Source organism: Alistipes sp. D31t1_170403_E11, assembly GCF_015553985.1.
GTDB lineage: Bacteria > Bacteroidota > Bacteroidia > Bacteroidales > Rikenellaceae > Alistipes > Alistipes montrealensis.
On the sequence record NZ_JADNHQ010000002.1, the window covers coordinates 216394 to 240338 of the forward strand.

Here is a 23945-nt window from a genome sequence, read left to right on the forward strand (position 1 = left end):
TTAAAAATTTTACCCGTTCGCAAAGGGCTGCTCGAAACCGGAGGCCAAGCGATGCCCCAAGGATTCACTTCCGATACATCCGACCATACGCGACCTGTGCCCCTATTTTTAATTCTTAATTTTTAATTGCGAATTCATGTTCCTACCGACCACCATCAAGGAAGTCCGCGCACGCGGATGGGATCAGCTCGACGTGATCCTCTTCTCGGGCGACGCCTACATCGACCACCCGGCATTCGGAGCGGCCGTCGTGGGGCGTCTGCTGGAGGCCGAGGGTTACCGCGTGGCGATCGTTCCCCAGCCCAACTGGCGGGACGACCTGCGCGACTTCACCAAGCTGGGCGCACCGCGCCTCTTTTTCGGCATCTCCGGCGGGTCGATGGATTCGATGGTCAACCACTACACGGCCAACATCCGCCTGCGAAGCGACGACGCCTATACGCCCGGCGGCAAGGCGGGATTCCGTCCCGACTACGCCGTAACGGTCTACTCGCAGATTCTCAAACGCCTCTTTCCGCACGTCCCGGTGGTGGTGGGAGGCATCGAAGCCTCGCTCCGCCGCCTGACCCACTACGATTACTGGAGCAACGCACTGAAGCCCTCCGTTCTGGCCGACTCGGGCGCCGACCTTTTGATCTACGGCATGGGCGAACGGGTCGTGCAGCAGGTCGCCAAGGCGATGCGCAACGGCTACAACGCCAAGCTGCTGCGCAAAATCCGGCAGGTGGCCTTTCTCTCCGACGAAAGTTACGTCGCGCGGCTCGACCCCGCCGAAACGATCCGCCTCAACAGCTACGAGAAGTGCGTCGGCGACAAGGCCGCCTTCGGGGAGAATTTCACCGTCATCGAAACCCAGAGCAACCTGATGGAGCCCACGGCGACGCTCGTCGAGGCCGTCGGCGACCGCTATGTGGTCGTAACGCCTGCCAACACGTCGCTTTCGACCGAAGAACTCGACCACTCGTTCGACCTCCCCTACGAGCGCGCCCCGCATCCGCGTTACACGGGCAAGGGCGACATCCCGGCGTGGGAGATGATCAAACATTCGGTCAACATCCACCGCGGCTGTTTCGGCGGCTGTTCGTTCTGCACCATTTCGGCCCACCAGGGCAAGTTTATCAATTCGCGCAGCGAACGGTCGATCCTCACCGAAGTGGAGCGTGTGGTGAAATCGCCCGGGTTCAAAGGCTACCTTTCGGACGTAGGCGCTCCGTCGGCCAACATGTACCGCATGGGCGGCCGCGACAGGGAGTTGTGCCGCAAATGCCGCCGTGCGTCGTGCCTCCACCCGAAGATGTGCCCCAACCTCGACAACGACCACCGGCCGCTGCTGGCGTTGTACGAAAAAATACGCGCCGTCAAAGGCATCAAGAAAGCCTTCATCGGCAGCGGCATCCGTTACGACCTGTTCGACCAATCGCCTTATTTGGAAACGGTTCTGAAACACCACACCTCGGGGCGACTTAAAGTGGCGCCAGAGCATACCGAGGATAACGTGCTGAGTCTGATGCGCAAACCGCCGTTCGCGCTCTTCGAACGGCTGACGGCCGACTTCCATCGCATTTGTAATCAGGAACATCTGCCCTATCAGTTAATCCCTTACTTCATCTCGTCGCACCCGGGGTGCACCGAGCAGGACATGAAATCGCTGGCGGACAAGGTCTTGGGAAAACTCCATTTCAACCTCGAACAGGTGCAGGACCTGACCCCTACGCCGATGACCCTCTCGTCGGTGATGTTCTACACGGGCGAGAATCCCTACACGCACGAAAAAGTCTACGTCGCCCGCTCGCAGGACGAAAAGCGGCGGCAGAAAAGCTATTTCTTCGGCGGGAAACAGGCGGGCGGCAAACGACGGACAAAAGACTCCGGCGGCAAACCCGGATTCGCACCCCGGCGAAAATCCACGAAAAAAGGCTGACGATCGCGTCAGCCTTTTTTGTCAATGATAGCGGCGGCCCGCTTCCCAAACGGAAATACAGGCCATCGCCCCAAAAAACCTTCCTTAAAGCGCCGGCTTCAGCACGCCGAACAGCAGACAGGCGATGAAGAACGTAATGACGATATTGAAGGTCTGCGCCGCAAGGAACGACCAGAGGACGTTGCGGTTTTCCTTAGAAATGATATCCTTGAGGCGTGTATCGAGGCCGATGCAGACGAAGGCCAGCGAGAAGAAGACCGTAGAGAACATCTTCGCAACACCCGGTTCGAGCAACCTGCCTTTGGCGTCGGGCGTAAACAGGCCGTTCGACTGGAAGAGGCTGAAGACGAGCGACGCGGCGACGAACCCGAGGATGAATTTGGGGAACTTCTCCCACACGATACCCAGCGAGGGCGCCTGTCCGCCCTTCTCGCCGCGCGTCGAAAGGTAGAGCGCAATGAAGAAGGCCACCACGCCGATCAGCACGTTCTGCGCGGCTTTGATGATCACGGCGTGCTGGTTGGCGACCTCGCCGACGATCATACTCGACGCAGCGACGCCCGACGTGGTGTCGATCGTGCCGCCGATCCACGCCCCGGCAACCTCCTCGGCCACCTCGGGGGCGAACAAACGGGGCAGGATCAGGTTCGCCAGCCACGGCATGAGGTAAATCATCGGCACGACGACGATCAGCACCAGCGAGACGATGTAGGAGAGTTTCCGGTCGTCGCCGCCCACCACGCGCGCCGCGGTGATCGAAGCCGAGACGCCGCAGATCGAAACGCCGCTCGAAAGGATCATCGCCGAACGCTGGTCGACCTTCATGCGGCGCGAGAACCAGAAGGCGAAGAACCACACGACGGCCACCACGAGGCAGGCCTGGACGAGTCCGAAGACACCCGATTTCATCACGTCGCTGAAAAGGATCGTCGCCCCGAGGCACACCACGCCGATCTTGATGAAGAATTCGCCCTGGATGGCAGGCTTCATCCACGCGGGAACGCGCCACACGTTGCGGATCAAGAGGCCGAAGAGCACCGAGAAGAAGACCGACTCGAAACCATAGTAGGAGACCGCCGGGATTTTGGCAACGACCTGCGCCAGCAACGACACGGAGAAAACCACTACCAGCGACGGCAGCAGTCCCCTGAGGGGACGGCGCAGCATGAGGCAGCCGACGTAGAGCACCACCAGGACGATGGCGAAGAGAAAGGCGATGTTGTACCACGCCACACTGCCCACGAGCGTCCCGGGGACGGAGGGCAGGTCGGCGGGGATGAGCGCCGCAAGCAGCAGCAGCGGAATCGAAACCCAGACTACCACCCAGTCTTCGACACGGAATTTTTCGAAAAAGTTTTTCATATCAGAATTGTTTGCAATTTTCAGAGGGGATGCGCATACCGCTTAAAAAATACCGGAGAGCATCAGCGACACGACATTGCGGTTCGCAGCGGCACGGGAGGCGTAATCCTCGTAAGTATAGTTGAGCTGGCAGCGCAGGTAACGCACGGGCTGCCACGTCAGGCCTGCCGTATAGTTGGTTTGGCGCGAAGCGTTCTCCGAAGCATTTTCGAGGAACGTATCGTAACGCAGCGCAGGCATCAGCGTCGGCGTCACGCGCCAGCCGCCGATGGCGTACCAGCCCCTGCTGTCCAGTTCGCCGCCCGTGGGAAGCCCCGTCGTTCCGCTGACATACTCGCTGCGCAGGACCATGGGACCCTCGTCGTAGCAGGCTCCGACACCGTAGCGGATACGTTTGAGGTAATCGGAGCCATATTCGCCCCAGTAATAGGATCCGGTGACCTGGAGGCCCCGGGCCGGGCGAAGCGTCATGCGCGCCACGATGTCCTTGGACTTGTTCTTATCCTTGGTGTTGAGTCCTTCGCCGTTGAAAACCGCGAGGTCGTAGCTCAGGACGCTATACCCTTTCTTGTTGAAAAAGCCGCCGTAGACCATGGCCCCCAGATCGCGCCCCGTAGCGGAAAGTCCGCACACGTCGTCGAAACCCATCAGCCTGCGCAGCGCCATCGGATATTCGATAAACTCATATTTAAGCGGCACATAATCGGTATTTTCGATCGAGAAAGGCACTTTGTATTCGCCCAACTGGAAATTCAACTGTTCGAAAGGCCGGTAGCGAACGTAGGCGTCGACGAGTTTCGGCGAGGCGAACTCGATCTGCACGCGGTAGTCGAGTTTCGGGGCTATGTCGCCCGCCAGATTCAGACGCACCCGTTTGATGTAGAAAGTCGAAGAGGTCTCCGACCATTCATAACCGGTCTGGACATAACCCGAGATCCGGGGCAGGCGGGCCAGGATTTTATCCCACGCAGAGGTTTTGGTTTTCAAAGTTTCGATTTCGGCCGAAAGTTCCGCAACGGTAGGTGCGGAGGGTTCCCCGGCAAGGATTCCGAGCGGGAACAGCGACAGCAGCAATGTAAGAATCGGTTTCATAAGCGACGGTTCTTTTCCGGGTACAAAAGTCGCAAATTCTCCGCTTCGGGTCAATACGCGTAAATACGTAAAAAGGGCCGGACATATCCGGCCCTTTTATCGGAACACCCTTACAGCGCATCAGCGCGGCATGGGGAACGAAAGCGTACGTGCATCGAGGTAGGCGTCGGGGAAGGGACTCCAGTTCCAGGCCTGGCCGTTCGAAAGCGAGAAATGCTGGCCCAGACGCAGGGTATTGTTGTCGATGACGGTGACGCGCGAAGGCAGGTTCTCCTTCTGGATAACCACCACCGAGGTCATCGACACCGAAGGCTTGGTCTTCACCGGCGCCATCGTTTTGTAATCGGGTTTCCACGGCGACATGTGCGCCAGCGAATCGGGAAGCGTAAAGCCCGAAGTGCGGGTGGTGTCGCGCCTGAAATCAAATTTCGGCTCCTGGGCCGAGGCGGTCAGCGCTACGGCGAGCGCAACGGCCGCAAGCAACATCTTTCTCATAATTTTCCCGGTTTTTATCTTTTGAATTGAACGTTAAAAAACTTCTTTTAGTATGCGCACCGACTGCACGGCGCTGATGGCATCGAGGTGGTAGCCGAAGTAGGCCAGCATGGCGCTGAGGAAGTCCGACCGCTGGTCGCGGTTGAGCCCCACGTCGCCCAGGCGGCGCACGTCGCAGCACAGCATCCGGTCCAGCAGGCAGGCGCACTCCTGGGTCATCACCCCCGGATGCGTCGGCCGTGCGGCGCAGTAGAGGCCCTCGCGGATGTCGAACCACGCCCCCGGAAGGTAGTCGTTGCCCGGCCGGAAACCCAGCAGGCGGCTCAGGTTGGCCAGGAACCAGAGGTGGAAATTCGAAACCCCGTCGTCCATGGCGTCCAGCGCTTCGGCAGAACTCCACACGAAGTCGAAAAGCGGTTCGTTGGGCTCGCTCTCCCGGACGAGGCGGTACAAAACTTCGGCCATAAACAGCGCCATCGTCGACTTGCGGACATCGAACGGAAGGCTTTGCAGCGCAAATCCCGCACGCACCTCCTTGAAGCGGTCCATCTGCTGCCGCGAGGACTCCAGCCCCTCGAATTCGACGGGAAACATCGGCTGGAAAAGCGCCAGCTTCGAACCCCGGCCGTTGCGGCTGCGGACGCCCTGCACCATGTAGTTGCGGCGTCCCCCGACATCGGTCAACAGGTAGGCAACCATCGACGTGTCGCCGTATTTGAGCGTATGCAGTACGATGCCGCGCCCCTTGTAGGTTTTCAAATCACTAAATCAATCTCTTTTCCCGAACGCCTTTCGGACCCGACCGCCGTTCTCGCGGCGAAACGCCGCGTTTGCAAGTCTGACCCACCCCTAAATCCCCGCCTCGGCGGGGACTTATCGCATGCGACCGGATTTACTCCTTTTTTTTAGTATGTACTACGACCCAGCCGTCGCGGGTTTCGGTCGCAACGGTCTCCATACCCAGCTTCGCAGCGGCCCCGGTGATTGCCGGAACGTCCGCTTCGAGGAATCCGCTCATCACCAGGTCGCCGCCCGGAGCCAGCGCCGCGGCATAGGCCGGCATATCGGCCAGGAGGATATTGCGGTTGATATTAGCCAGGATAAAGTCATAATGCCGCCCCGCGATGCGGCCCACGTCGCCCAGCATCGGGGTAACGCGGTCTGCGACGCCGTTGGCGGCGACATTCTCCCGGCAGTTCTCGTCGGCCCAGTCGTCGATGTCCACGGCGTCGACATGCGCTGCGCCGCACCTGGCGGCGACGATCGCCAGCACGCCCGTGCCGCTGCCCATATCGAGTCCGCGGCGGCCCGGGACTCCGAGGTCGAGCACCGCACGCGACATAAGCCACGTGGTAGCATGGTGGCCCGTGCCGAAAGACATGCGGGGCATCACGACTACCTCCATCTCGCCCGCAGGAGCCGGATCGTGGAACGGAGCGCGGATGCGCAGGCGGCCTTCGACATCGACCGACGGGAAATCGCTCTCCCACACGGCATTCCAATTCCGGGTCGGGATAGCGGCATAACGCCCTTCGACCCCGCGGCGCGCCAACAGGGCGTCGACTTCGGCCCTGCATCCGGCCAGTTGTTCGCCGGGGATATAGGCTTTCAGCGCGCCGCCTTCCTGCTCGAAACTCTCGAACGGGAAATCGGCGAGTTCGGCGGTCAGGATTTCAGCCTGCACGTCGTCGACAGCGATATTGAGGACCGTGTAATCCATATTATGTAAAATTTTTATACCTTCGCTCGGACAAAGTTACAATAATCCCGGATTCAGCGGACCAAAAGATGGCAGAAAATACGAAAAAATGGGACGAAACGGGCCGCCGTTACCGTACGTATATCAAACTGGAGAAACGGCTTTCGGAAAATACCGTCGAATCGTACATGCGCGATTACAGGCAATTCGCACACTTCATCCTCCGCCAGTGGGACGTTGCGCCCCACAAGGTCGAACCCCAGATGGTCGAACGCTACATGGCGTGGCTCTTCGACCGCGGCCGCGAGAAGACCTCGCAGGCCCGGGCGCTGAGCAGCGTGAAGAGTTTTTTCAACTTCCTGATGATCAACGACAAGATCGAATCGTCGCCCGCAGAGTTCGTCCTGCCGCCCAAATTCGGCCGCCAACTGCCCGACGTGCTGACCACCGGGGAGATCGACCGCATCATCGCCGTCGTGAACACCTCCACGGTCAAGGGACTGCGCGACAGCGCCATGCTCGAAGTGCTCTATTCGTGCGGGCTGCGGGTCTCGGAACTCACGTCGCTCAGGATGCAGGACCTTTTTTTCGGGGAGGGTTACATCCGCGTGATCGGCAAAGGCGATAAACAACGACTCGTGCCGATCAGTTCGACGGCGCGCGACCGCATCCAGCTCTACCTCGAAGAGCGGCGGAGCGCCCGGACGGGCGAAGAGATCGTTTTCCTGAACAACCGCGGAGGACAACTCACGCGGGTGATGGTTTTCACGATCCTCAAACAGGCCGCCCGGCGGGCCGGAATCGAGAAAAGCATCAGCCCCCATACCTTCCGCCACTCGTTCGCGACACACCTGCTGGAAGGCGGCGCAAGCATCCGCCAGGTGCAGGAAATGCTGGGCCACGAGAGCATCCTCACCACCGAAATATACACCCACCTCGACCAGGAACACCTGCGGCGTACGGTCGAAGAGCACCTGCCGATTTAACGCGCATCACAGCCACAGTCCTTATTGTGCCGTCCGTCCGGAGCGTACGTCATTCGGCCTCCCTGAGCGAGGCCGGGGAGGGGTCGGATTCACAGATGCGGCCATCGGCCGCGAACAGGGTGGCGGAGCAAGAGAAGCCGCCGAAAATCAACCGAGATTCCCCGGAATAATCAGATTTTCCGGATCTGCGACTGCGGGGTAAGCCGCAGCGATTCGTAGTCGAGTCCCGAGATGACGACCAGCACCCCGCCCGATATCACGACCTGCGGAAGCAGTTCGGAAAGCGGGGCGGCGGCAGTGCGCATTCCCCCGAAAGCCGCGCGGTAGTCGGCGGGAAAACCGGGAACGAGCAGCCCCGCATAGAACTCCGTAGCGGCGAGGCGGTCGGGCTCGGGACAGCTTTCGGCCCAGAGCACGCGACCGTCGGGCCCGAGCGTCAGAAGCGGATGCCGGACAAGGCCCTGCGGGGTCCACAACAGGTTAGAGGCTATCCTTCGGGACGGCTGCTGCACGGAGGAAGTCATCGGCGAAAATCCGGATATCGAGCTGCTTTTCGTAGAGTTTTTCGACGGCCTTACGGGTCGGGGGAGTGTAGTCCACCTTCAGGTCGGTGACCGTCACGGAAGGCCGCTCGGGTTTGCCGTTGAAGGTCAGGAAGTCGATACGCAGGCGGCGGTGCGTCGTGTCGGTCGTAAACCGGCGCGAAAAGGTCTCCTCTCGGTTACGGCGCAGGGTCGTGGTGTAGACGTTGGTGCGCGAGCTGTCACGCAGTTCGAGCCAGACGGAGCCTTTCAGGCCGCGCTGGTTGCGGTCGAGCGAATCGACGAGATATTTGAGCGAGAGGTTATACTCGCCCGGCTCGACATCGAGCGAAAAGCTCAGGCGGGCCGTATCGCGCAACGACGCGACGCGGATAAGCGAATCGGCCAGCACCGTGCGCGTAAAGGTGCGGCGGGCGACGTTGTCGATCGTATCGAGGACGGCGACCTCCTGGTTATAGATTTTCCCCTCCTTTTCGAGCATCTCGATGGCCCGCTCGACCACGTCGCCCAGGCGGGCGCTCTTGCGCTTCGAAAAGTTGCCGATGGTGTAGTGCACGTCGTCGGTCGTATAGCCGTAACGGGCAAAGATCGGCTCGTAGATGCGCAGCGAGTCGGTTCGCACGTTCTCACTGCCGATATAGGCATTGGTGAGGAACGCATCGTGGAAAATCTGCGCCAGTTTGTCGTCGGGAATGATCTTGTGGCGGGCGCAGGCGGCAAGCAGCAGCACCAGAGCCGCGGAAGCCGTTATACGGAGGAGTCGTTTCATAATCGGGAGGTATTTTTAATCATGCTGCGAACGGTGATATTCGACAGGACGGCGGCGACGGCGGCAAAAGCGGCGACGACAGCCACGAGGTCGGCAAAACGGAATTCGACGGGATAGCTCTTCGTGAGGAAGGTTTCGGCGGGAATCTCGATCAGCCCGAAATACTGCTGCAAGAGGGTCATACCGACGCCGAGAACGATTCCGGCGACGGCGCCGAGGCCGCAGATCAAAAAACCTTCGGAGCGGAACACGGCGCGTACAAGGCCCGTATCGGCCCCTAGGGCGCGGAGCGTGGAGATGTCGCCGCGTTTCTCGACGATCAGCATGGCCAGCGCCCCCACCACCGAGAACGAGGCGATAACGAGCACCAGCAGGGCGATGAAGAAGATACCCCACTTCTCGTAGGTCATGATGCGGTAGAACGAAGCCCGCAGTTCGTCGCGCGTGCGGACCCGGAATTCGTCGCCTGCGGTCTCCGCAACGGCCTTGCGGACCGCCGCGGCGTCGGCTCCGGGAGCAAGGCGCACGACGAGCGCCGAGGCGCGGCCCGGATAACCGAACAACTCCTGCGCCAGTCGCAGCGAAGCCAGTACGTAAGTGCGTTCGGTTTCAAGGTCGAGCGTATAGACCCCGCCCACGGGTTCGGTACGGCGCGTATAGTTTTCGAGCGGCAGCAGCGACGAAAACGATCCCCGCCGCACGGCGTAGAGCGTGACATCGGCGTCGGCCAGCGAGCGGATGCCCAGCATCCACGCCATCGACTGCCCGACGACCAACTGTTCCAGATCGCCCAGCCGTACGCGCCACTCCCCGGCGGACACGGCATCGCCGAGGGGAAAGACCTCGCCGTAAGCGTCGTCGACGCCCCGGATCGTAGCCGTGGCCTGGCGTCCTCCGTGTTCCAGCAGGGCGCTCTGCTCCAGGGCGAACGACAGCGCGCCGACACCCGGGATGCGCGCGAGGGCCACGGTATCGAGGTCGCCCTGCGCAAAGGTCTGGCCCTGCCGCGGAACGATCGTCAGGTCGGCGTCGAAAGCCGAGTACATCGACTTGACGAGCGACTCGAAGCCGTTGAAAACCGACAGCAGGATGATCATGGCCGCAACAGGCATCGCAATGGCCGCGACGCTCAGCCCCGAGATCAGGTTGACGACCGACCGGGACTGGGACGAAAAGAGGTAGCGACGGGCAAAAAGCTGCGGCAGCATGGCGAACAAAGGGTTAAGCCGAGAACCCGGGAGTTCCCGGCAGGGCGGGGATTACGGTACGGGAAAACGCACCGCGGCAGTTGCGGAGCAGGCCTGCAAACACGGCGGCATGCCGCGCATTACAGCCGCAAACGCCGCAGCGGCGAGTCTTTCGCCCGGGATTATTCATTCTTCAGCGCCTTGTCGATATTCTCGATATATTCGAGCGAATCGTCGAGGTAGAACTGGATTTCGGGGACGTTCTTCAACTGGTTGCGGATACGCTGGCCCAAAGCGCGGCGGATGAACCAGTTCTGGTGTTCGAGCCGGTTCATCACCTCGCCGCTCTCTTCGAACGGGAAGATGCTGACATAGATTTTGGCATAGCTGAAATCGGGAGATATACGCACGGCGGTGACCGTTACGAGCGAACCGCGCACGATCGGAGCGCCTTCCTTCTGGAAGATGTCGGCGATATCCTTCTGGATCTGCTTGGTGATTTTCTGCTGGCGGGTAGTTTCCATAAACTTGCTGTTTTTACAACCCGAATTTGAAGACCTCGCGGTTCTTCTCCTTCTTGGGTCTTGGTTTCCAGGACTCGAAGCCCTGTTTGTTGAAGCGGTAGTTCAACCCCACGGAGATCATGAGGTTATCGAGCGGCGAACGCATCGGAGAGACCCAGAAGGGGTTTTCCGATCCGTCGCTGTTGTTGTCGTAGTATTTGTTGCGGTTGCGGACGATGTCCGAATAGCCGAAGGAGTAACGCACGCGGAAGTTCAGTTCGAAACGGCGGATCAGGAAGGCGATACCGCCGCCGCCAGCCAGTCCGTAGCCCCAGCGGTTGTCGCGCGCGAGTTTGAACGGGTAGTCGCCCTTCCAGTCGGCGGCGCCGTTGTCCCGGGCCTGCTCGTTTTCGTAGGTCGACGAGAGGTTGTAGGAGAACGTAGCGGCGGCTTCGAGGTAGATGCGGACATGGTTGCGCAGCATGTAGAAGTGCGGCTGCCAGACAATCGGCAGCACGATGGAATTGATATGCCGCGTATAGTAGATGTAGTCTTTCTTCTCCTCGACCAGCGACGCGTTGGGCGCGAACGAGAAGCCCTGCTGCTGGAACTCCAGGTCGATGCCGAAGCCGCCCACGAAGCGCTGCTTGCCGTAGTAGCGCCACGAGACGCCGCCGCTGTAAAGCCCCCAGATCGCCCGCATCTCCTGCTTGGGCTGGAAGCGGCCGTTGCCCATGCCGTAGCCCACCGTAAAGCCGAGCGTATGCTGCGCCGAAGCCCCCTGCCACGCGACGAGGGCGGCAAGGGCGAAGAGCGCGGTTCGGATATGTCGTTTCATCGTCATCTTACCTGAAATTATTGAACATGCTGCCGGCCGAGTTGAAGTTACTGTTGTTGCTGTTCTGCTGCCGGTCGCGTTCCTGGTCCTTCTTCGGGCCCTCCTTGGCGCGTTTCTCCGCCTCGCGGCGCAGGCGCTGCGACTCGCGTTCGTCCAGAAGGCGCGAGAGCGACTGCATCGTAACCGGTGCGAAAATGCGGTTCATGTCCATCGAGAATTCGATTTCCCAGTTGGTCTTCGTGGCGAAGGTGTCTTCGCCCTGTTCGTTGGCATAGATCTCGGCCCGCTCGGGCTGGAGGCGTTCGACCACGTTGCCCGCGTCCCACTTGCCGTTGCCGTTGCGGTCCTCGATGACGCGGAACTTGATCTCGCCCGCAGGAACGTAGTTGAAACGGACATCGCCCGTCGACACGTCGCGCTTCTCCTGCTTGAGCGCGTTGTTGCCGTCGAGCAGTTGGACGATATACTTCGTACCGTCGTCGCGCCCTTTGACGTGGATGATCACCGTGGCGAACTTCTCAGGGTCGAGGACCGTATACTTACCAATGATCGAATCATTGGAAAGGCCCGCGACATCGGTGATGGCCCCCTCGGGGATAGTCAGCGTATACTGTCCGCCCAGTTTCCACGGGGCGCGGACCTGCCAGCGGCGCAGCAACCCCGTATCACGCACCATGCGCACCGGGATGTCCTCGATCGAATTGTCTTCGAGCACGCGCGTCAGCAGCAGTTTCGCCGAGTCGAGCTTTACGAGCGGATAGTCGAAATCGACCGTGAGGTGGTTCTCGGGGTTGATCTCGCCCGAAGTGGGCATCTTGAAGGCGAAAGGATTCTCCTTCTTGGGCTCCACCCACTCCTCGCCCGCGGCCTCGGCCTTGCGGCGGTCGCGTTCGAGCTTCTCGCGTTCGCGCTCCTGCTCCTTGGTCTCGATCAGCCGCCATGCGAGTTTCAGCGGTTCGGTGACCTCCTGCAACTGGTTGACCGTATCGTGCTTGAAATAGGTGATTTCACCCTTGATCGTATCGGGAAGCGAAGAAGAGGGCATGTTGAACCACAGGGCGATCGTGTCGCGGCCCACGGTCTGCGGATCGACGATCACCCGGTCGGCGGGAATGCTGTCGAAGCGGAGTTTCACGATTTTGGGCTGCGCGGCAGCGAAGTAAAGCATTCCCTTGTGCTGCAAAGGCCGTTCGGACTGCGAAAGCAACTGGCGGCGGAACGCCTTGTCGGTGAACATGCGGAAATAAAGCTGCGGATCGGCCGTCACATACTGGCGGATCGAGTCGTACCAAACGGCGAAATCGGGCATCTCGGCGGGGTTGTAGGTCCCTTCGAGGAAACCCACCTGGTCGCTGCCCGGCTCGTACATCTGGTTGTCGTTCTTATCCTGGACGGCATAGACGCGGTAGGGAATCGGCTTGAGGTTCTGGGCAATGAAGATACCGTTGTTCTCGGCGCGGGCGATTGCGGCGGGTTTGTACTTGAAAATCGTGGAGTCGTACCCGGCGACATTCTCGACCGAATCGGCCGGGAAGAACCAGATGAACGACTTCGAAACGGAGTCGGCCTTGTAACTGTCAGCCGTATAGCCCGAAAGGACCATCGAGTCGATCTCGGGCCCCGTCGAGAAAACATAGCGCATCGAGTAGAGCGGGTTGCCCTCGTTGTTGTCGCGCACGGCGCTGCCGAAATTGAGCGAATAGGTTGTATTCGGGGCCAGCGTATCGCGCAACTGGACGACGATGCCCCGGCCGCGCAGGGTGATGAGCGGTTTTTTCTTCATCGCCGGCGAAGTGAAGAACTCCTTCTGCTGGTCCTTGAGTTGGACGAACTCGTCGAATTCGATGTAAATCTTCCCGTGGCCGACCGTCGGGCGGTTGGTCGAAAAGTTGTCGGGCGTCATGTTCAGGATGACGGGAGGCAGCGAGTCGCGGGGACCGCCCGTAGGGGTCATCATGCTCGCACAGCGGCTCAGGAAGGCCGACGCAAAGAGCAGCGCCACCGCGAGGCGCAGCATGTTAAGCATATTTCGCGGAGTATTCATCGGCGTCGGGATTGTGTTTGAGTGTCCGTTCCGGGGACGTGCGCCGGATTGACGACGCGCCAGCCGTCCTCGACATAGATCCACGCGGCATGCCACGGGCGGAAGACGACGGGCAGCGTCACCGATTCGCCGTCGAGGTCGACCTCCTGCTTCGAATAGGCATAGAGGCGGTTGGTGCGGTCGACAACGACCACCATCAGGGTCTGGGCCGAAACCTTCATCTTATAGAGCGTCGAGTTGTCCTCCTTGTAAGCCGTAAAGTTGGGATTCGTACGCGTGAACGAATCGTCGCTCTTCGACGTGATCTTTCCGGCGACGGCATCGTCGTAGGAGGCAATGTACCACGCCGTGGTATCGGCGGCGAAGGCATAGGCCTTCAGGCTGGAAATTTCAGCCGTGGGGCCGCCCTCCTCGGCCTGGACCGAGGGGTCGATAAGGCAGTCGAGGTAGGTGGGAGGCGTATAGAATTCGTTGTAGAAACTCCAGTTGCCGTCCTTGTAGGAAAAGCCCTCCTTCCAGGCCTTGAAGACCAGCGAGACATAGAGGTTGGGGAGGTTTTCGCCCAGTTCCTGCTGCGTATAGGCGTAAATCCGATGCGTCGGATCGACGGCGAGGATCATTTGCGCAGGACTCGAAAGCGGCATCTGCACCCAGCCTACCGTCCCTTCCTGCACATAGGGCTCGGCCGTGGCGAGCGGAGTGGAAATCTGGTCGGCAGGATTGTCCTTGAGCGAAATGACGCCGTTGAGCGCATCCTCGTAGGAGGCCACGGTATAGAAGGCCGTATCGGCGGAGAAAGCGTAGGCTTTCAGCCCTTCGAACGGCAGGCTCGGGTCGCCCGACAGTTCCTGCGCGAGGGGCTTGAGGATGTAGTTCGTCTTATACGACACGTCCTTGAAGCACCCCGCCGTCACCGCGGCGGCAGCCAGAAGCAATATGATTCGTTTTGCGTTCATACCCGTCTATTTGTTTCGGAGCGCATCCAGCATCTCGCCGACGGTGACACCCGTCACGGGATGCTGCCGCTGGCGCATAATCTCGCAGAGCGGCGTCAGGGCAAACTCCCGCTCGGCGAGCAGCGGATGGGGAACCGAGAGGCGTTCGTCGTCGATCACTTCGTCGTCGTAGAAAATGATGTCGATGTCGATCGGCCGCGAGCAGTACGCAGCGCCCGAAGAGGCCTTCTCGATTAGCTCGGCGGCGCGGTTGCGGCCCAGTTCGCGCTCGATCTGCTGGCAGGCGTCGAGCACTTCGAGCGGCGTGAGGTCGGTGGAGACCTCCAGCGCCTGGTTTGAAAAATGCTCCGCGGCCGGGAATCCCCACGGCTCGCTCTCGTAACGGTGCGAACAGCGCAGCACGGCTCCCACACGGGAGTTGATCAACTGCTGTGCCGTTTGCAGGGTTCGTTTCACATCGCCCTGGTTGCCGCCTAAAAGAAGTGCCACACGTGCCATAAATTACAAACGTTTTATCATCTTGCTCACCGAGAGGGCAAAATGGGTAAATACGATCGTCGGATTGCCGTTCTGCGCAATTTGCGCGGCGGCACTCTCGATCTCGGCGATCAGCGGCTCGATATTCTGCGAGCCGACGAAAGGGGCGAATTTCGAACAGAAAGCCAGCTCCTCGCCCCAGAGGTAGCTGACCTCGCGGATGCCGGCGTGGAGCATGAAGCTCTCGCGCAAAAGCCGCGCCGCATCGCGCAGGAACGCCCGCTGCTGTTCGCGGGTGAGCTGCGCGGCATCCTCGGCCCAGGTGACCAGTTCGAGGTGCTTATCGTTATAGCTCAGGCGCATCAGACCGCAGAAAAGATCGAAATGCTCCTTGCGGAGCGCATCGCTCTCACCCGCAACCAGGTGGCCCAGTTCCAGCAGGTCGCCCCCCGCCAGGCGCGCCATATTACGAGCCTGCAACGGATCGGTCACGCCCCGTTCACGCGCCACACGTTCCAGCACGTCGGGTGCGATGCGGGGCACGGCCACCTCCTGCGTCCGCGAAATGATCGTCGGCAGCAGGCGGTCGGGGTGCTCCGAGACCAGGATGAAAAGCGTACGGTCCCACGGCTCCTCGAGGATTTTGAGAATCTTGTTCGCCGCCTCCTCGTTCATCGCCTCCGGAAGCCAGATCAGCATGGTCTTATAATCGGCCTCGAAACTCTTGAACGACAACTTGCGGATAATCTCGTCGGCCTCGCGGGCCGCGATCATGCCTTTGAGCGTCTTGCCCAGGTCGAGGCGGTCGTACCAGTCCTGCGGCGAAAAGTACCCGCCGCGCTCGCCGAACAAAGCCCGGAACAGCGGCAGGAATTCGTCGCTGCGCATCACTTCGCCCGATTTCTTGCCCTGCTTGTTAACCGGGAAGACCAAATGCAGGTCGGGATGCGCCAGCGCCGCGATCTGCTTGCAGTCGGGGCATTCGCCGCACGAGTCACCGTCGCGGCGGTGGCGGCAGCAGAGGTACTGGACGTAGGCCACGGCCAAAGCCAGCGCCCCGGAACCCGCCGTGCCCGTGAAGAGCTGGGCATGGCTCACACGCCCGGCGTCGACCGACTGCGTCAAGTGCCGTTTCAAATCCTCCTGTCCCGTTATGTCCGCAAAACGCATCTTATTTCCTGTTTTTCAACCGGCAGGCTGTCTGCACACCGGCGATTGTCAATAATCCCGCAAAAACCAGTGCGAGGATGACGGTACGCGCCGTACCCCGTTCCATCTGGAGGGCGGCGACTCCGCCGAGGAAAAGCGCGAAACTCACGCCCATCACCACGATTTTTCCGGTCGATTTCTTCATTTCCGTCTATTTTTCCACCACCTCGGCGCTGAGTATCCGTACGTCTTCCAGCGGCCGGTCGGCCGGATCGGTCTCGACGCCCTGGATGGCTTCGACGACCTCCAGCCCTTCGGTCACACGGCCGAAGACGGTATACTGTCCGTCGAGGAACGGCGTGCCGCCTACGGTTTTATAGAGTGCCCGCAGCGAGTCGGGAATCACGATTCGGCCGTCGGTGGCCGCCGAAATCCGCTCCTGCATTTTATCGATCACCTCGTCCTCGAAAGTATTGCCCCAGACGATATAGAACTGACTTCCGGAGGATTTCCGGTCGGGGTTCATCTCATCGGGCGTCCGGGCCGCAGCCAATGCACCGCGCGTATGCGCCAACGCCGGGTAGACGATTTCGGCCGGAATCAGGTAGCCTGCATCGGCCTCGCCGAGCATTTTGCCCGCCGGAGCCCGGCGCGAAGCGGGATCGCCGGCCTGGATCATAAAATCGGCGATCACACGGTGGAAAAGGACCGAATCGAAAAATCCTTCGCGGGTCAGTTTCAGGAAATTGTCCCGGTGAAGGGGCGTACGGCCATCGAGTTCGATACGGATGTCGCCCGCCGTGGTATGCAGCAATACCTCAGCGGAGCCAGTCGGGCGGGGTTGGCCGCAGGCGGCGAGGAGCAGGACGGCCGTGGCCGCGGCTGCAATTCGGGGAAAAAGTCGTTTCTGCATACTCCGATTCAATTTTACCTGTGCAGGAATGCGCGCAGCATCGCCCCCAGGTCGATCCGCTCGCGGCGGACGAGGTAGGCGGCATACAACGCAAAAAGCACTATATTAAACGCATAGCTTACAAACATATTGTCCGCAAAGGCGGTCAAAGCCTCGCAGGCGGCAAAAACCACGAGCGCCACACCGACATACTCGCCGATATGCCGCCAGTCGTAGGGAGTCGGGTAATAGCGGCGGTTGAGCCACCAACTGACGGCGACCATGACCGATTCGCTCGCCAGGCGTGCCCAGGCAGCCCCGTAGTAGCCCCACAGCGGAATCAGCCAGAAACCGAAAACGGTGATGGCGACAAGTCCCGCACCCGTAACGACAATGGCCAGCGAAGTCCGCTCCTCGCGTTTGTACCAGAACGAGAGGTTGAGCCAGACGCCCGTCAGCACGTTCGCCCCGAGCACCACCGGGAGGATGAAGATGCCTTCGCGGAAATCGCGGCCCACGATCAGCGCGAAGAGGTCGCGGAACAGCGCGATGCCGAGGAAAATGACCATCGAGGCCATGACGTAGTACTTCAACGCCGCGGCGTTCATCTGCACGAAGTCCGACTTCTTGAAATTCGAGAGGAAGAACGGCTCGGCGGCCAGGCGGTACATCTGGTAGAAAAGCATCATCACCACGGCGATCTTGGTGATGGCGCCGTAGATGCCCAGTTGCGCCATAGCACCCTCGGGAACGAGGTATTTGATCAGTTGGCGGTCGATGAACTCGTTGGCCGTACCGGCGAGCCCGCCCACCAACAGCGGCAGCGAATAGGCGAAGACAGCGACGAGCAGCGCCCAGTTGATTTTCGGGAAAGTACGGTCGGCGGTCATCAGAATCAGCACCCACGTCACCACGCTCGCAATGAGGTTGGCGACAAAGACCCATCCCACGCCGAACTCCGTGGCGAACAGCCCTGCGGCGCCGAACCCGAAGGCCAGCACCACGTTCAGAACGACGTTCAGGGCTTTGAGCCCCACGAAGGTCATGGCACGGCCCTGTTCGCGCAGCCGCGAGAAGGGAATGCAGGCCCAAACGTCGAAAAGGATGATCAGGCCGACCCAGACGACATATTCGGGGTGTGCGACATAGGCCTCGCCCATCATACGGGCAATGCCGTCACGGAAAAAGGCCATTGCAAGGAAGAACACCGCCGCCGCGAGCGAGGTGACACCCCACGTCGTGGCGAAAAGCCGCCGTTTGGCCGCCTTCACATCGCCGCCCGCCGCCTCGGCCTTGGCCGAAAAACGGAAATAGCTCGACTCCATGCCCATCGTCAGGAGCGTGAGAGCCAGCGGAATAAGGGCATAGATGTCGGTAACGATACCATAGGTCTCCTGCCCGAAAACACGGGTATAGTAAGGCGTGAGCAGGTAGCTCAGGAACCTTACTACGATGGTGCTGATGCCGTAGACGGCAGTTTGTTTGGCCAGTTTTTCGAGCATAACGGAGGCTTGTAGCCTGCAAAGATAGCGCAAGGCGAGGGCAGAACCAAGTTTTACGAGGATTTGCCGAGGCGCAGCCTATCCAAGCCGGGCTTTATGCCCGGCAAAGATACAAATTTTAGCCGGAAACCCCGCATAGTTTCTCCTTCTTTCAAAGAAAGAAGAGAAAGCAGACCAAACCTTTTTCCGTCTGCCGGGAAAAAACCCGGCCTCTCCCGGAAAACCTTACCGCGACGCTGCGAGCGACGAAGGCGTAACGCCCCGCGAATCGCGGGCCCAGTCGCCGCGGGCACGCAGCACCTGCTCGACGATGTCGCGCACGGCCCCTTCGCCGCCCCGGAACTCGGAGACGTAGCGCGACGCCTCGATCACCTCTGCCGCGGCGTCTGCCGGGCAGACCGGAAGGCCCACTTCGCGCATACACTCCAGGTCGGGGATATCGTCGCCCATGTAGAGCACGTTGGCCGGATCGAGTCCCTGGCCGGCCATGTATTCGCGGATGGCTGCGATCTTGTCCATGCAGTCGACGTAGAAATGCTCGATGCCGAGCATCCGGAGGCGGTTTTCAAGCGTCCGGCCCCGGCCGCCGGTGATGATACAGACCTTATAGCCGATTTTGATCGCATAGGCCAGCGCATAACCGTCCTTGGCATTGTAGCGGCGGATGAAATCGCCGTCGAGCGTGGGGATGATGCCCCCGTCGGTCATCACGCCGTCGACATCGAAAACGAAGGCTTCACAGCGCGCTATATCTTCTTTGAAGTTTCCCATATACTTTGACTTATCGTAGAATAAATGTTTTTCAAACGAAGGTCGAACGACAGCAGGTCGCAGTGGAGGGCTTTGGTCGCAAAGTCGTTGCGCACGGCGGGCCCCGTCTGCACGTCGAGCGGCGAACGGGCGTCGCAGGCCTTGGCCGCAGTCTCGGCGATCAGCGGCTTCAGCACATCGAAATCGAGCCCTGCACTGCGGACGATGCGTTCGCCCACGGCATACATGTGATTGGCGAAGTTGCAGGCGAAAACCGCTGCGAGATGTACCTTTACGCGCTGTGCGGAGGTGGCCCAGACGACCGTTCCGGAGAGTTTCCGGGCGAACTCCTCCAGTTCGGGCCGCAAATCGGAAGAGGCTGTTTCGAGGAAAACCGGAATGACCGAGAAGTCCACTTCACGGCCTTTGGTGAAGGTCTGCATCGGGTAGAAAACCGCCCGGCGGGCAAATTTCGCAGGAATAGCCGCGAGGGGCACGCTGCCGGCGGTGTGGGCCACGACGGCGCCTTCGGGGATCGGAAGCGTCGCAGCCACGTGTTCCACGGCCTTGTCGCTGACGGCGATGATGTAGATGTCCGCCTCCTTGCAAAGCATCTCGGGATGCGTCGCCCAGTCGGTCGCAGACTGTTCCGCAACAATGCGCGCCCGTTCGGGATTGCGGGCGAAAATCTGCACGAGTTCCAGGTCGCTCTTGGCGACGGCACGGGCCAGCGCTTCCGCGAGGTTTCCGCTGCCGATGATGACGAGGCGTTTCATAGGCTCTTCCTGTTTGGGTTTTACAGCAAGTCCACCAGCCGCACGTTGTCCTGCGATTTGCGGGCGGATTCTTTCAGCATTTCCAGTTCGCGGTCGACACGTGCGAGTTCGGGCGTCTGCCCGAGGTCGAATGTGGTTTGCCCCGAGTGCTCGACCGCTTCCAGTACACCGTAAACGGTCATCGAAGCAATGTCATGCGCCGGGGTGAATCCCATTTCACGCTCGCCGTCGCCGCTGCGCACGGCGATCAACTGCCCGGCCTGCACCAGTTGGAACAGCACGTCGTTGACGATACGCGTGGGCAGACCGAGCCGTTCGCGGATTTCGTCCGCAGGCATCGTACCACCCTCATTGCGGAAATGCCGCACGACGGAGAGCATCACCGCGAGCAGCACTTTGCGGCGCTGGTCGTAGCTGATCAAGAGCGACTCGCGCTCCTCGCCGAAACGTGCGATATTCTGGTAGGCGAACGACAACTCGCCGCCGAAAAGGAGTATCTCCCACGAGGTCTGCATCCAGATCAGAAACAGCGGCAGGGCCGCGAAACTGCCGTAGATGGCGTTGTACGAGGTCATCCACCGCTGGACGTAGACATATCCCCACTGGAACAGCAGGAAGATCGTCCCGGCGACGATACCGGCCATCAGCGCACTCCCGAAGCGCACTTTGGCGTTGGGGATGATGATGTAGAGGAAGGTGAACATCACCCAGATGACGAACATCGAGGCGAGGTGCGACAGCAGGCTGAAATACCAACTGTCGTCGAATCCGAGCAGTTCCTCGGCGTAGTTGCCCACGGCGTTGGCTACGATCCAAAGGATCGGGACGATCATCACCACGGCGATATAGTCGGTCCACTGGCGGGTGATGCTGCGTTCGACTTTGACTTCCCAGATGTTGTTGAAAGCGCTTTCGATCGACCCGAAGACCCGGATCACGGCCCAGAAAAGCATCACGAGGGCCACGGCGGCAACCACGCCGCCCTGCGTGCGGACCAGGGCGTTTTCGGCGAACTGGACCACGTAGTCCACGATGTCCGGGTTCTGGGGGAAAAGGGCGTAAAGGTTCTGGACCAGTCCGTCGGCCAGCCCGAAGCCCTTCACGACGGCGAAGACCACGGCGACGATCGGAACGAGCGACATCAGCGTATAGAAGGTGAGTGCCGCCGAGCGGACGATGGTTCCGTGCTCGAGCAGGCCGCGGGCGGTATAAAACAACAGCCTGTATTGCTGGACGAGCCACCGGACGACGGGGTTGCGCCATTCGGTGACATCGCGCCGGAAAATCGTGTCGGTGAAGTATGTAAGGAATTCGCTGAGCTTCATAAACCGCAGGCTTCAAGTTGCATACGCAAATGTAGTCATTTAAACCGTATAACCCAAAAATCGTTCCCTATTTTCGTGAACGCCAGCCGCAAGTCGGCTCCGGGATGTAATCCGAGGCGGCGCATCAACTCTTCGGCGGCGAGCGGAAAGTCGCGCTTGAGCACCTCCGCACCGCAGCCTTTCAGTTCACGCTTCAGCCGCTTGGGGTCGTAAGGTTCGATGCTTTCGACGGCAAAGACCCGGCCCAGCACGCCCTGCGGCTCCTCTGCGGCGAATCCGTAACCGTTTTCGCTCCACATATCGGCCCTGCCCGACAGGTGCAGCCGCGCAAGGCGGGCTTTCTGCAACGCCACGTCCGGCGCAACGAGCCAGCGGTAACGCGCCGGATCGAACGGTCCCGGAAGAGGGACGGTCTGGCCGGGGTTCGCCGAAAAACTGCCGCACCCGAGGGCGGTAGCAGTGACCGAGGGACCCGAACCGTCGGCATAAATCAGCACTTCTTTGCACTCGTCGCCCAGCGACAACACCTCCACGCGGCTGTCGGGAAAGAGCCTGAGGGCCTCGTCCACATCGAACAGCGGAGAATTTTTGACACACAAACGCCCCGAAATCCGGTCGATACGGGGTTTCAGGGCGATAATGTCGGGCGAACAGTCTTCCAGGCGCACCAGTTTGCGGCCTTCGGCCGAACGGCGGTCAGGGTCGGCGTAGACCCAGTCGAAACACAGGCCGTCGCGTTGCAGGTACTCTTCGGCGGAGGTGTTTACGACCTCGATATTCGCGGCGCCGAGCCTCGAAAAATTCTCCGCGGCCACGCGGGCAAGCATTTCGTTGCGTTCGAGCGTCACCACACGGCGGAAGCGGCGGCTCAGGAAATAGGCATCGACACCCAGCCCGCAGGTGAGGTCCAGCACACTGTCGCCCGCAATCCGCTTATGGGCGGCACATGCTTCGCTCGACGCCTGTTCGAAAGCCAGCGGCGGGAGAATGCACTGCGCCGCGGCGTACGAGGGAAGTTTCCGGGCGGCCCGTGCGAGGTATTTGACCTGCGTAGCTACGATCCGGGCATGGGGAACGGCGCGGTCCATCGCCACTTCCAACGGGTCGCGGCCCCGTGCGGCGGCAATAGCGCGCTGCACTTCGTCCGTAAGCAGGAGGGAGTATTCTTCGGGAGTAATCACATCCGCAAAGGTAGGCTTTTTTTCGGTTCGGTGCTCCACACCGCAACAGTTGCAAGTGCGAAAACGGCATAAACAGCCGCCGTCTGCCACCCGCCAAGGGTGTGGTCGGCAGCACCTCCGGGCAACGAAGCGGTCAAACAGGCCAGCGCATTGATCCACCCGGCGGCAGTTCCCGTGACAAACCCGAATACGGGCGCGAGGATTCCGACGGGCAGGAGCATCCACAATGCGCCGCCGCACACCACGACCCCGGCCAGCGCAATGGCCAGCGGATTGACCGCCAGTCCGGCCAGCGGCACGACACCGAAGGTGTGCGAGACGAGCGGCGCCGTGGCGAGCGTGGCCGCCAGGCCGATCAGGTAGGCGTCGATCACGACGTTCAGCGCCTTCCACCGGGTGCGGCAGCGGCGGCAGAGCGGCACGCCCCAGGCGAGAATAGCCGCCACGGCAATGAACGAAAGTTGGAAGCTGATGTCTCCCAGCCAGTTGGGATTCCAGACCAGCATGCCGAATCCGGCCGCGGCCAGGGCATTCAGTCCGACGTATTCCGACGCCGAGGCCAATGCCGCCTGCAACACGGTGCACATCACAGCGGCCCGGACGGCGCTGGGCGGAAATCCCGCCGCCGCGACGAAGAGCCACACGGCCCCCGCCGCCAGAACATTACGCAGGAGATGTCCCCGCCGGAGCAGGGGCAGCCACCACAGCGCAAGGTTTACCAACACGAAAACGATCCCCGTATGCAGGCCCGATACGGCCAGCAGGTGCGACAACCCGCTCCGGGAGTACGCCGCACGGAGTTCGGGCGTAATGCCCCGCCGCTCGCCCGCCGCCATGGCCTCGACGACCGCCGCGGCCTGCGGCTCCATCGGCAGCCGGGAGAGCCTTTCGACAGCCGCCCGGTGCAGGCCCGCGTGCCGCCCCGGCAGCCGTTCGAGAATCGTCTGTTCCGCGATCCACAGGGTTCCGGCATACCCCCGCCGCTCCATGAGCAGGCGGTAGCTCTCCGCCCCGCCCCACAGCGGCCTCACCGTACCCCGGCAGCGGATACGCTCCCCGGGCTGCAACCCGGTAAGCGAATCGGCATAAAGCCTGATACGGGCGTCCGAGGCATGCCAATGCCCGTCTACAGGACTGCGCCATGCGGCGACCGACGCATCGGCGGAGAGGTAACGCCCCCGGTCGGCAGGAAATCCCTCGACCTCGATTTCATAGGCCGTATGCACGCCGCGCGGGACAGTGGGCTCGGGCACACGAAGCTGCGCCGCGGCAAATCCCGCCGTGACGATCATCGCCGCCGTGGCGGCCGACGAGCGCAGCAACAGCGCCACGAGCCCCGCCGATACGAAAGCCCCTGCGAGAAACCACAGGGGCAATGCATAGCGGCCTGCCAGGGCGATTCCCGCGGCGAAAGGCACGAGAATCCTAAGCATCGGCATGCGGTCGAGCCGCGCGAACAGGCGGGAAATCTTCATCCGGATAGTCTATCGAGCCGTAAA

The 23945-nt window shown here is 60.9% G+C and carries 24 protein-coding genes; 2 read left to right on the plus strand and 22 right to left on the minus strand.

Annotated elements, in window-relative coordinates; genetic code table 11:
• Window positions 1-136: 136 nt before the first annotated feature.
• Complete coding sequence (locus tag I2E69_RS04350; protein ID WP_195459029.1) at window positions 137-1921, plus strand: YgiQ family radical SAM protein; 1785 nt, start codon at window positions 137-139, stop codon at window positions 1919-1921.
• 84 nt (window positions 1922-2005) lie between these two features.
• Here the strand turns inward: I2E69_RS04350 and I2E69_RS04355 are convergent, their stop codons facing one another.
• From I2E69_RS04355 to prmA, 5 genes are all read right to left on the minus strand, one after another.
• Window positions 2006-3283, minus strand: coding sequence for a YeiH family protein (locus I2E69_RS04355; RefSeq protein ID WP_195459032.1), 1278 nt, complete (start codon window positions 3281-3283; stop codon window positions 2006-2008).
• Window positions 3284-3325: 42 nt separating this feature from the next.
• Window positions 3326-4375: a porin gene (locus tag I2E69_RS04360; RefSeq protein ID WP_195459036.1), complete on the minus strand. Its 1050-nt coding sequence runs from the start codon at window positions 4373-4375 to the stop codon at window positions 3326-3328.
• Window positions 4376-4495: 120 nt separating this feature from the next.
• Window positions 4496-4870: a hypothetical protein gene (locus tag I2E69_RS04365; protein WP_229095380.1), complete on the minus strand. Its 375-nt coding sequence runs from the start codon at window positions 4868-4870 to the stop codon at window positions 4496-4498.
• A 33-nt stretch (window positions 4871-4903) separates the two neighbouring features.
• Entirely contained in the window at window positions 4904-5629 is a 726-nt protein-coding gene (gene recO, locus I2E69_RS04370; protein WP_195459039.1) for a DNA repair protein RecO, read from the minus strand.
• 133 nt (window positions 5630-5762) lie between these two features.
• On the minus strand, window positions 5763-6590 hold the full coding sequence (prmA, locus tag I2E69_RS04375) for a 50S ribosomal protein L11 methyltransferase (RefSeq protein ID WP_195459042.1): 828 nt from the start codon (window positions 6588-6590) through the stop codon (window positions 5763-5765).
• Window positions 6591-6658: 68 nt separating this feature from the next.
• On the opposite strand from prmA, the gene xerD reads away from it, so the two are divergent.
• A complete protein-coding gene (xerD, locus tag I2E69_RS04380; protein WP_195459045.1) occupies window positions 6659-7555 on the plus strand; it encodes a site-specific tyrosine recombinase XerD in 897 nt (298 codons plus the stop codon).
• A 170-nt stretch (window positions 7556-7725) separates the two neighbouring features.
• Here xerD and I2E69_RS04385 read toward each other — a convergent pair whose 3' ends face one another.
• From I2E69_RS04385 to I2E69_RS04465, 17 genes are all read right to left on the minus strand, one after another.
• Window positions 7726-8079 (minus strand): cytosine deaminase, encoded by a 354-nt coding sequence (locus I2E69_RS04385; protein ID WP_195459047.1) that lies wholly within the window; start codon window positions 8077-8079, stop codon window positions 7726-7728.
• A complete protein-coding gene (locus I2E69_RS04390; protein WP_195459050.1) occupies window positions 8036-8866 on the minus strand; it encodes a DUF4296 domain-containing protein in 831 nt (276 codons plus the stop codon). Before I2E69_RS04390 ends, I2E69_RS04385 begins: the two co-directional genes overlap by 44 nt.
• Window positions 8863-10074, minus strand: coding sequence for an ABC transporter permease (locus tag I2E69_RS04395; protein ID WP_195459053.1), 1212 nt, complete (start codon window positions 10072-10074; stop codon window positions 8863-8865). The genes I2E69_RS04390 and I2E69_RS04395 overlap by 4 nt, the downstream gene beginning before the upstream one ends.
• A 161-nt stretch (window positions 10075-10235) precedes the next feature.
• Window positions 10236-10577, minus strand: a complete 342-nt coding sequence (rbfA, locus tag I2E69_RS04400) for a 30S ribosome-binding factor RbfA (RefSeq protein WP_195459055.1) — start codon at window positions 10575-10577, stop codon at window positions 10236-10238.
• Window positions 10578-10590: 13 nt separating this feature from the next.
• Entirely contained in the window at window positions 10591-11400 is an 810-nt protein-coding gene (locus tag I2E69_RS04405) for an outer membrane beta-barrel protein (protein WP_195459057.1), read from the minus strand.
• Window position 11401: 1 nt separating this feature from the next.
• A complete protein-coding gene (locus I2E69_RS04410; RefSeq protein WP_195459060.1) occupies window positions 11402-13438 on the minus strand; it encodes an Ig-like domain-containing protein in 2037 nt (678 codons plus the stop codon).
• Entirely contained in the window at window positions 13435-14394 is a 960-nt protein-coding gene (locus I2E69_RS04415; RefSeq protein WP_195459063.1) for a hypothetical protein, read from the minus strand. The genes I2E69_RS04410 and I2E69_RS04415 overlap by 4 nt, the downstream gene beginning before the upstream one ends.
• Window positions 14395-14400: 6 nt before the next feature.
• Entirely contained in the window at window positions 14401-14892 is a 492-nt protein-coding gene (gene folK, locus I2E69_RS04420) for a 2-amino-4-hydroxy-6-hydroxymethyldihydropteridine diphosphokinase (RefSeq protein WP_195459066.1), read from the minus strand.
• A 3-nt stretch (window positions 14893-14895) separates the two neighbouring features.
• Window positions 14896-16041, minus strand: coding sequence for an ATP-binding protein (locus I2E69_RS04425; RefSeq protein ID WP_195459069.1), 1146 nt, complete (start codon window positions 16039-16041; stop codon window positions 14896-14898).
• 1 nt (window position 16042) lies between these two features.
• Complete coding sequence (locus I2E69_RS04430) at window positions 16043-16225, minus strand: hypothetical protein (RefSeq protein ID WP_195459072.1); 183 nt, start codon at window positions 16223-16225, stop codon at window positions 16043-16045.
• Between the two features lie 6 nt (window positions 16226-16231).
• On the minus strand, window positions 16232-16933 hold the full coding sequence (locus tag I2E69_RS04435; protein WP_195459074.1) for a peptidylprolyl isomerase: 702 nt from the start codon (window positions 16931-16933) through the stop codon (window positions 16232-16234).
• A gap of 14 nt (window positions 16934-16947) precedes the next feature.
• Window positions 16948-18414, minus strand: coding sequence for an oligosaccharide flippase family protein (locus tag I2E69_RS04440; RefSeq protein WP_195459077.1), 1467 nt, complete (start codon window positions 18412-18414; stop codon window positions 16948-16950).
• A 225-nt stretch (window positions 18415-18639) separates the two neighbouring features.
• On the minus strand, window positions 18640-19185 hold the full coding sequence (locus tag I2E69_RS04445) for a KdsC family phosphatase (RefSeq protein WP_195459079.1): 546 nt from the start codon (window positions 19183-19185) through the stop codon (window positions 18640-18642).
• A complete protein-coding gene (locus I2E69_RS15385) occupies window positions 19161-19940 on the minus strand; it encodes a Rossmann-like and DUF2520 domain-containing protein (RefSeq protein ID WP_195459082.1) in 780 nt (259 codons plus the stop codon). The genes I2E69_RS04445 and I2E69_RS15385 overlap by 25 nt, the downstream gene beginning before the upstream one ends.
• 20 nt (window positions 19941-19960) lie before the next feature.
• Window positions 19961-21265, minus strand: a complete 1305-nt coding sequence (locus I2E69_RS04455; protein ID WP_195459085.1) for a YhjD/YihY/BrkB family envelope integrity protein — start codon at window positions 21263-21265, stop codon at window positions 19961-19963.
• 35 nt (window positions 21266-21300) lie between these two features.
• On the minus strand, window positions 21301-22446 hold the full coding sequence (locus I2E69_RS04460) for a THUMP-like domain-containing protein (RefSeq protein ID WP_195459088.1): 1146 nt from the start codon (window positions 22444-22446) through the stop codon (window positions 21301-21303).
• The gene (locus I2E69_RS04465) at window positions 22443-23921 is read right to left on the minus strand and encodes a ComEC/Rec2 family competence protein (RefSeq protein WP_195459090.1); all 1479 of its coding nucleotides are present in this window, start codon (window positions 23919-23921) and stop codon (window positions 22443-22445) included. The genes I2E69_RS04460 and I2E69_RS04465 overlap by 4 nt, the downstream gene beginning before the upstream one ends.
• Window positions 23922-23945 lie beyond the last annotated feature (24 nt).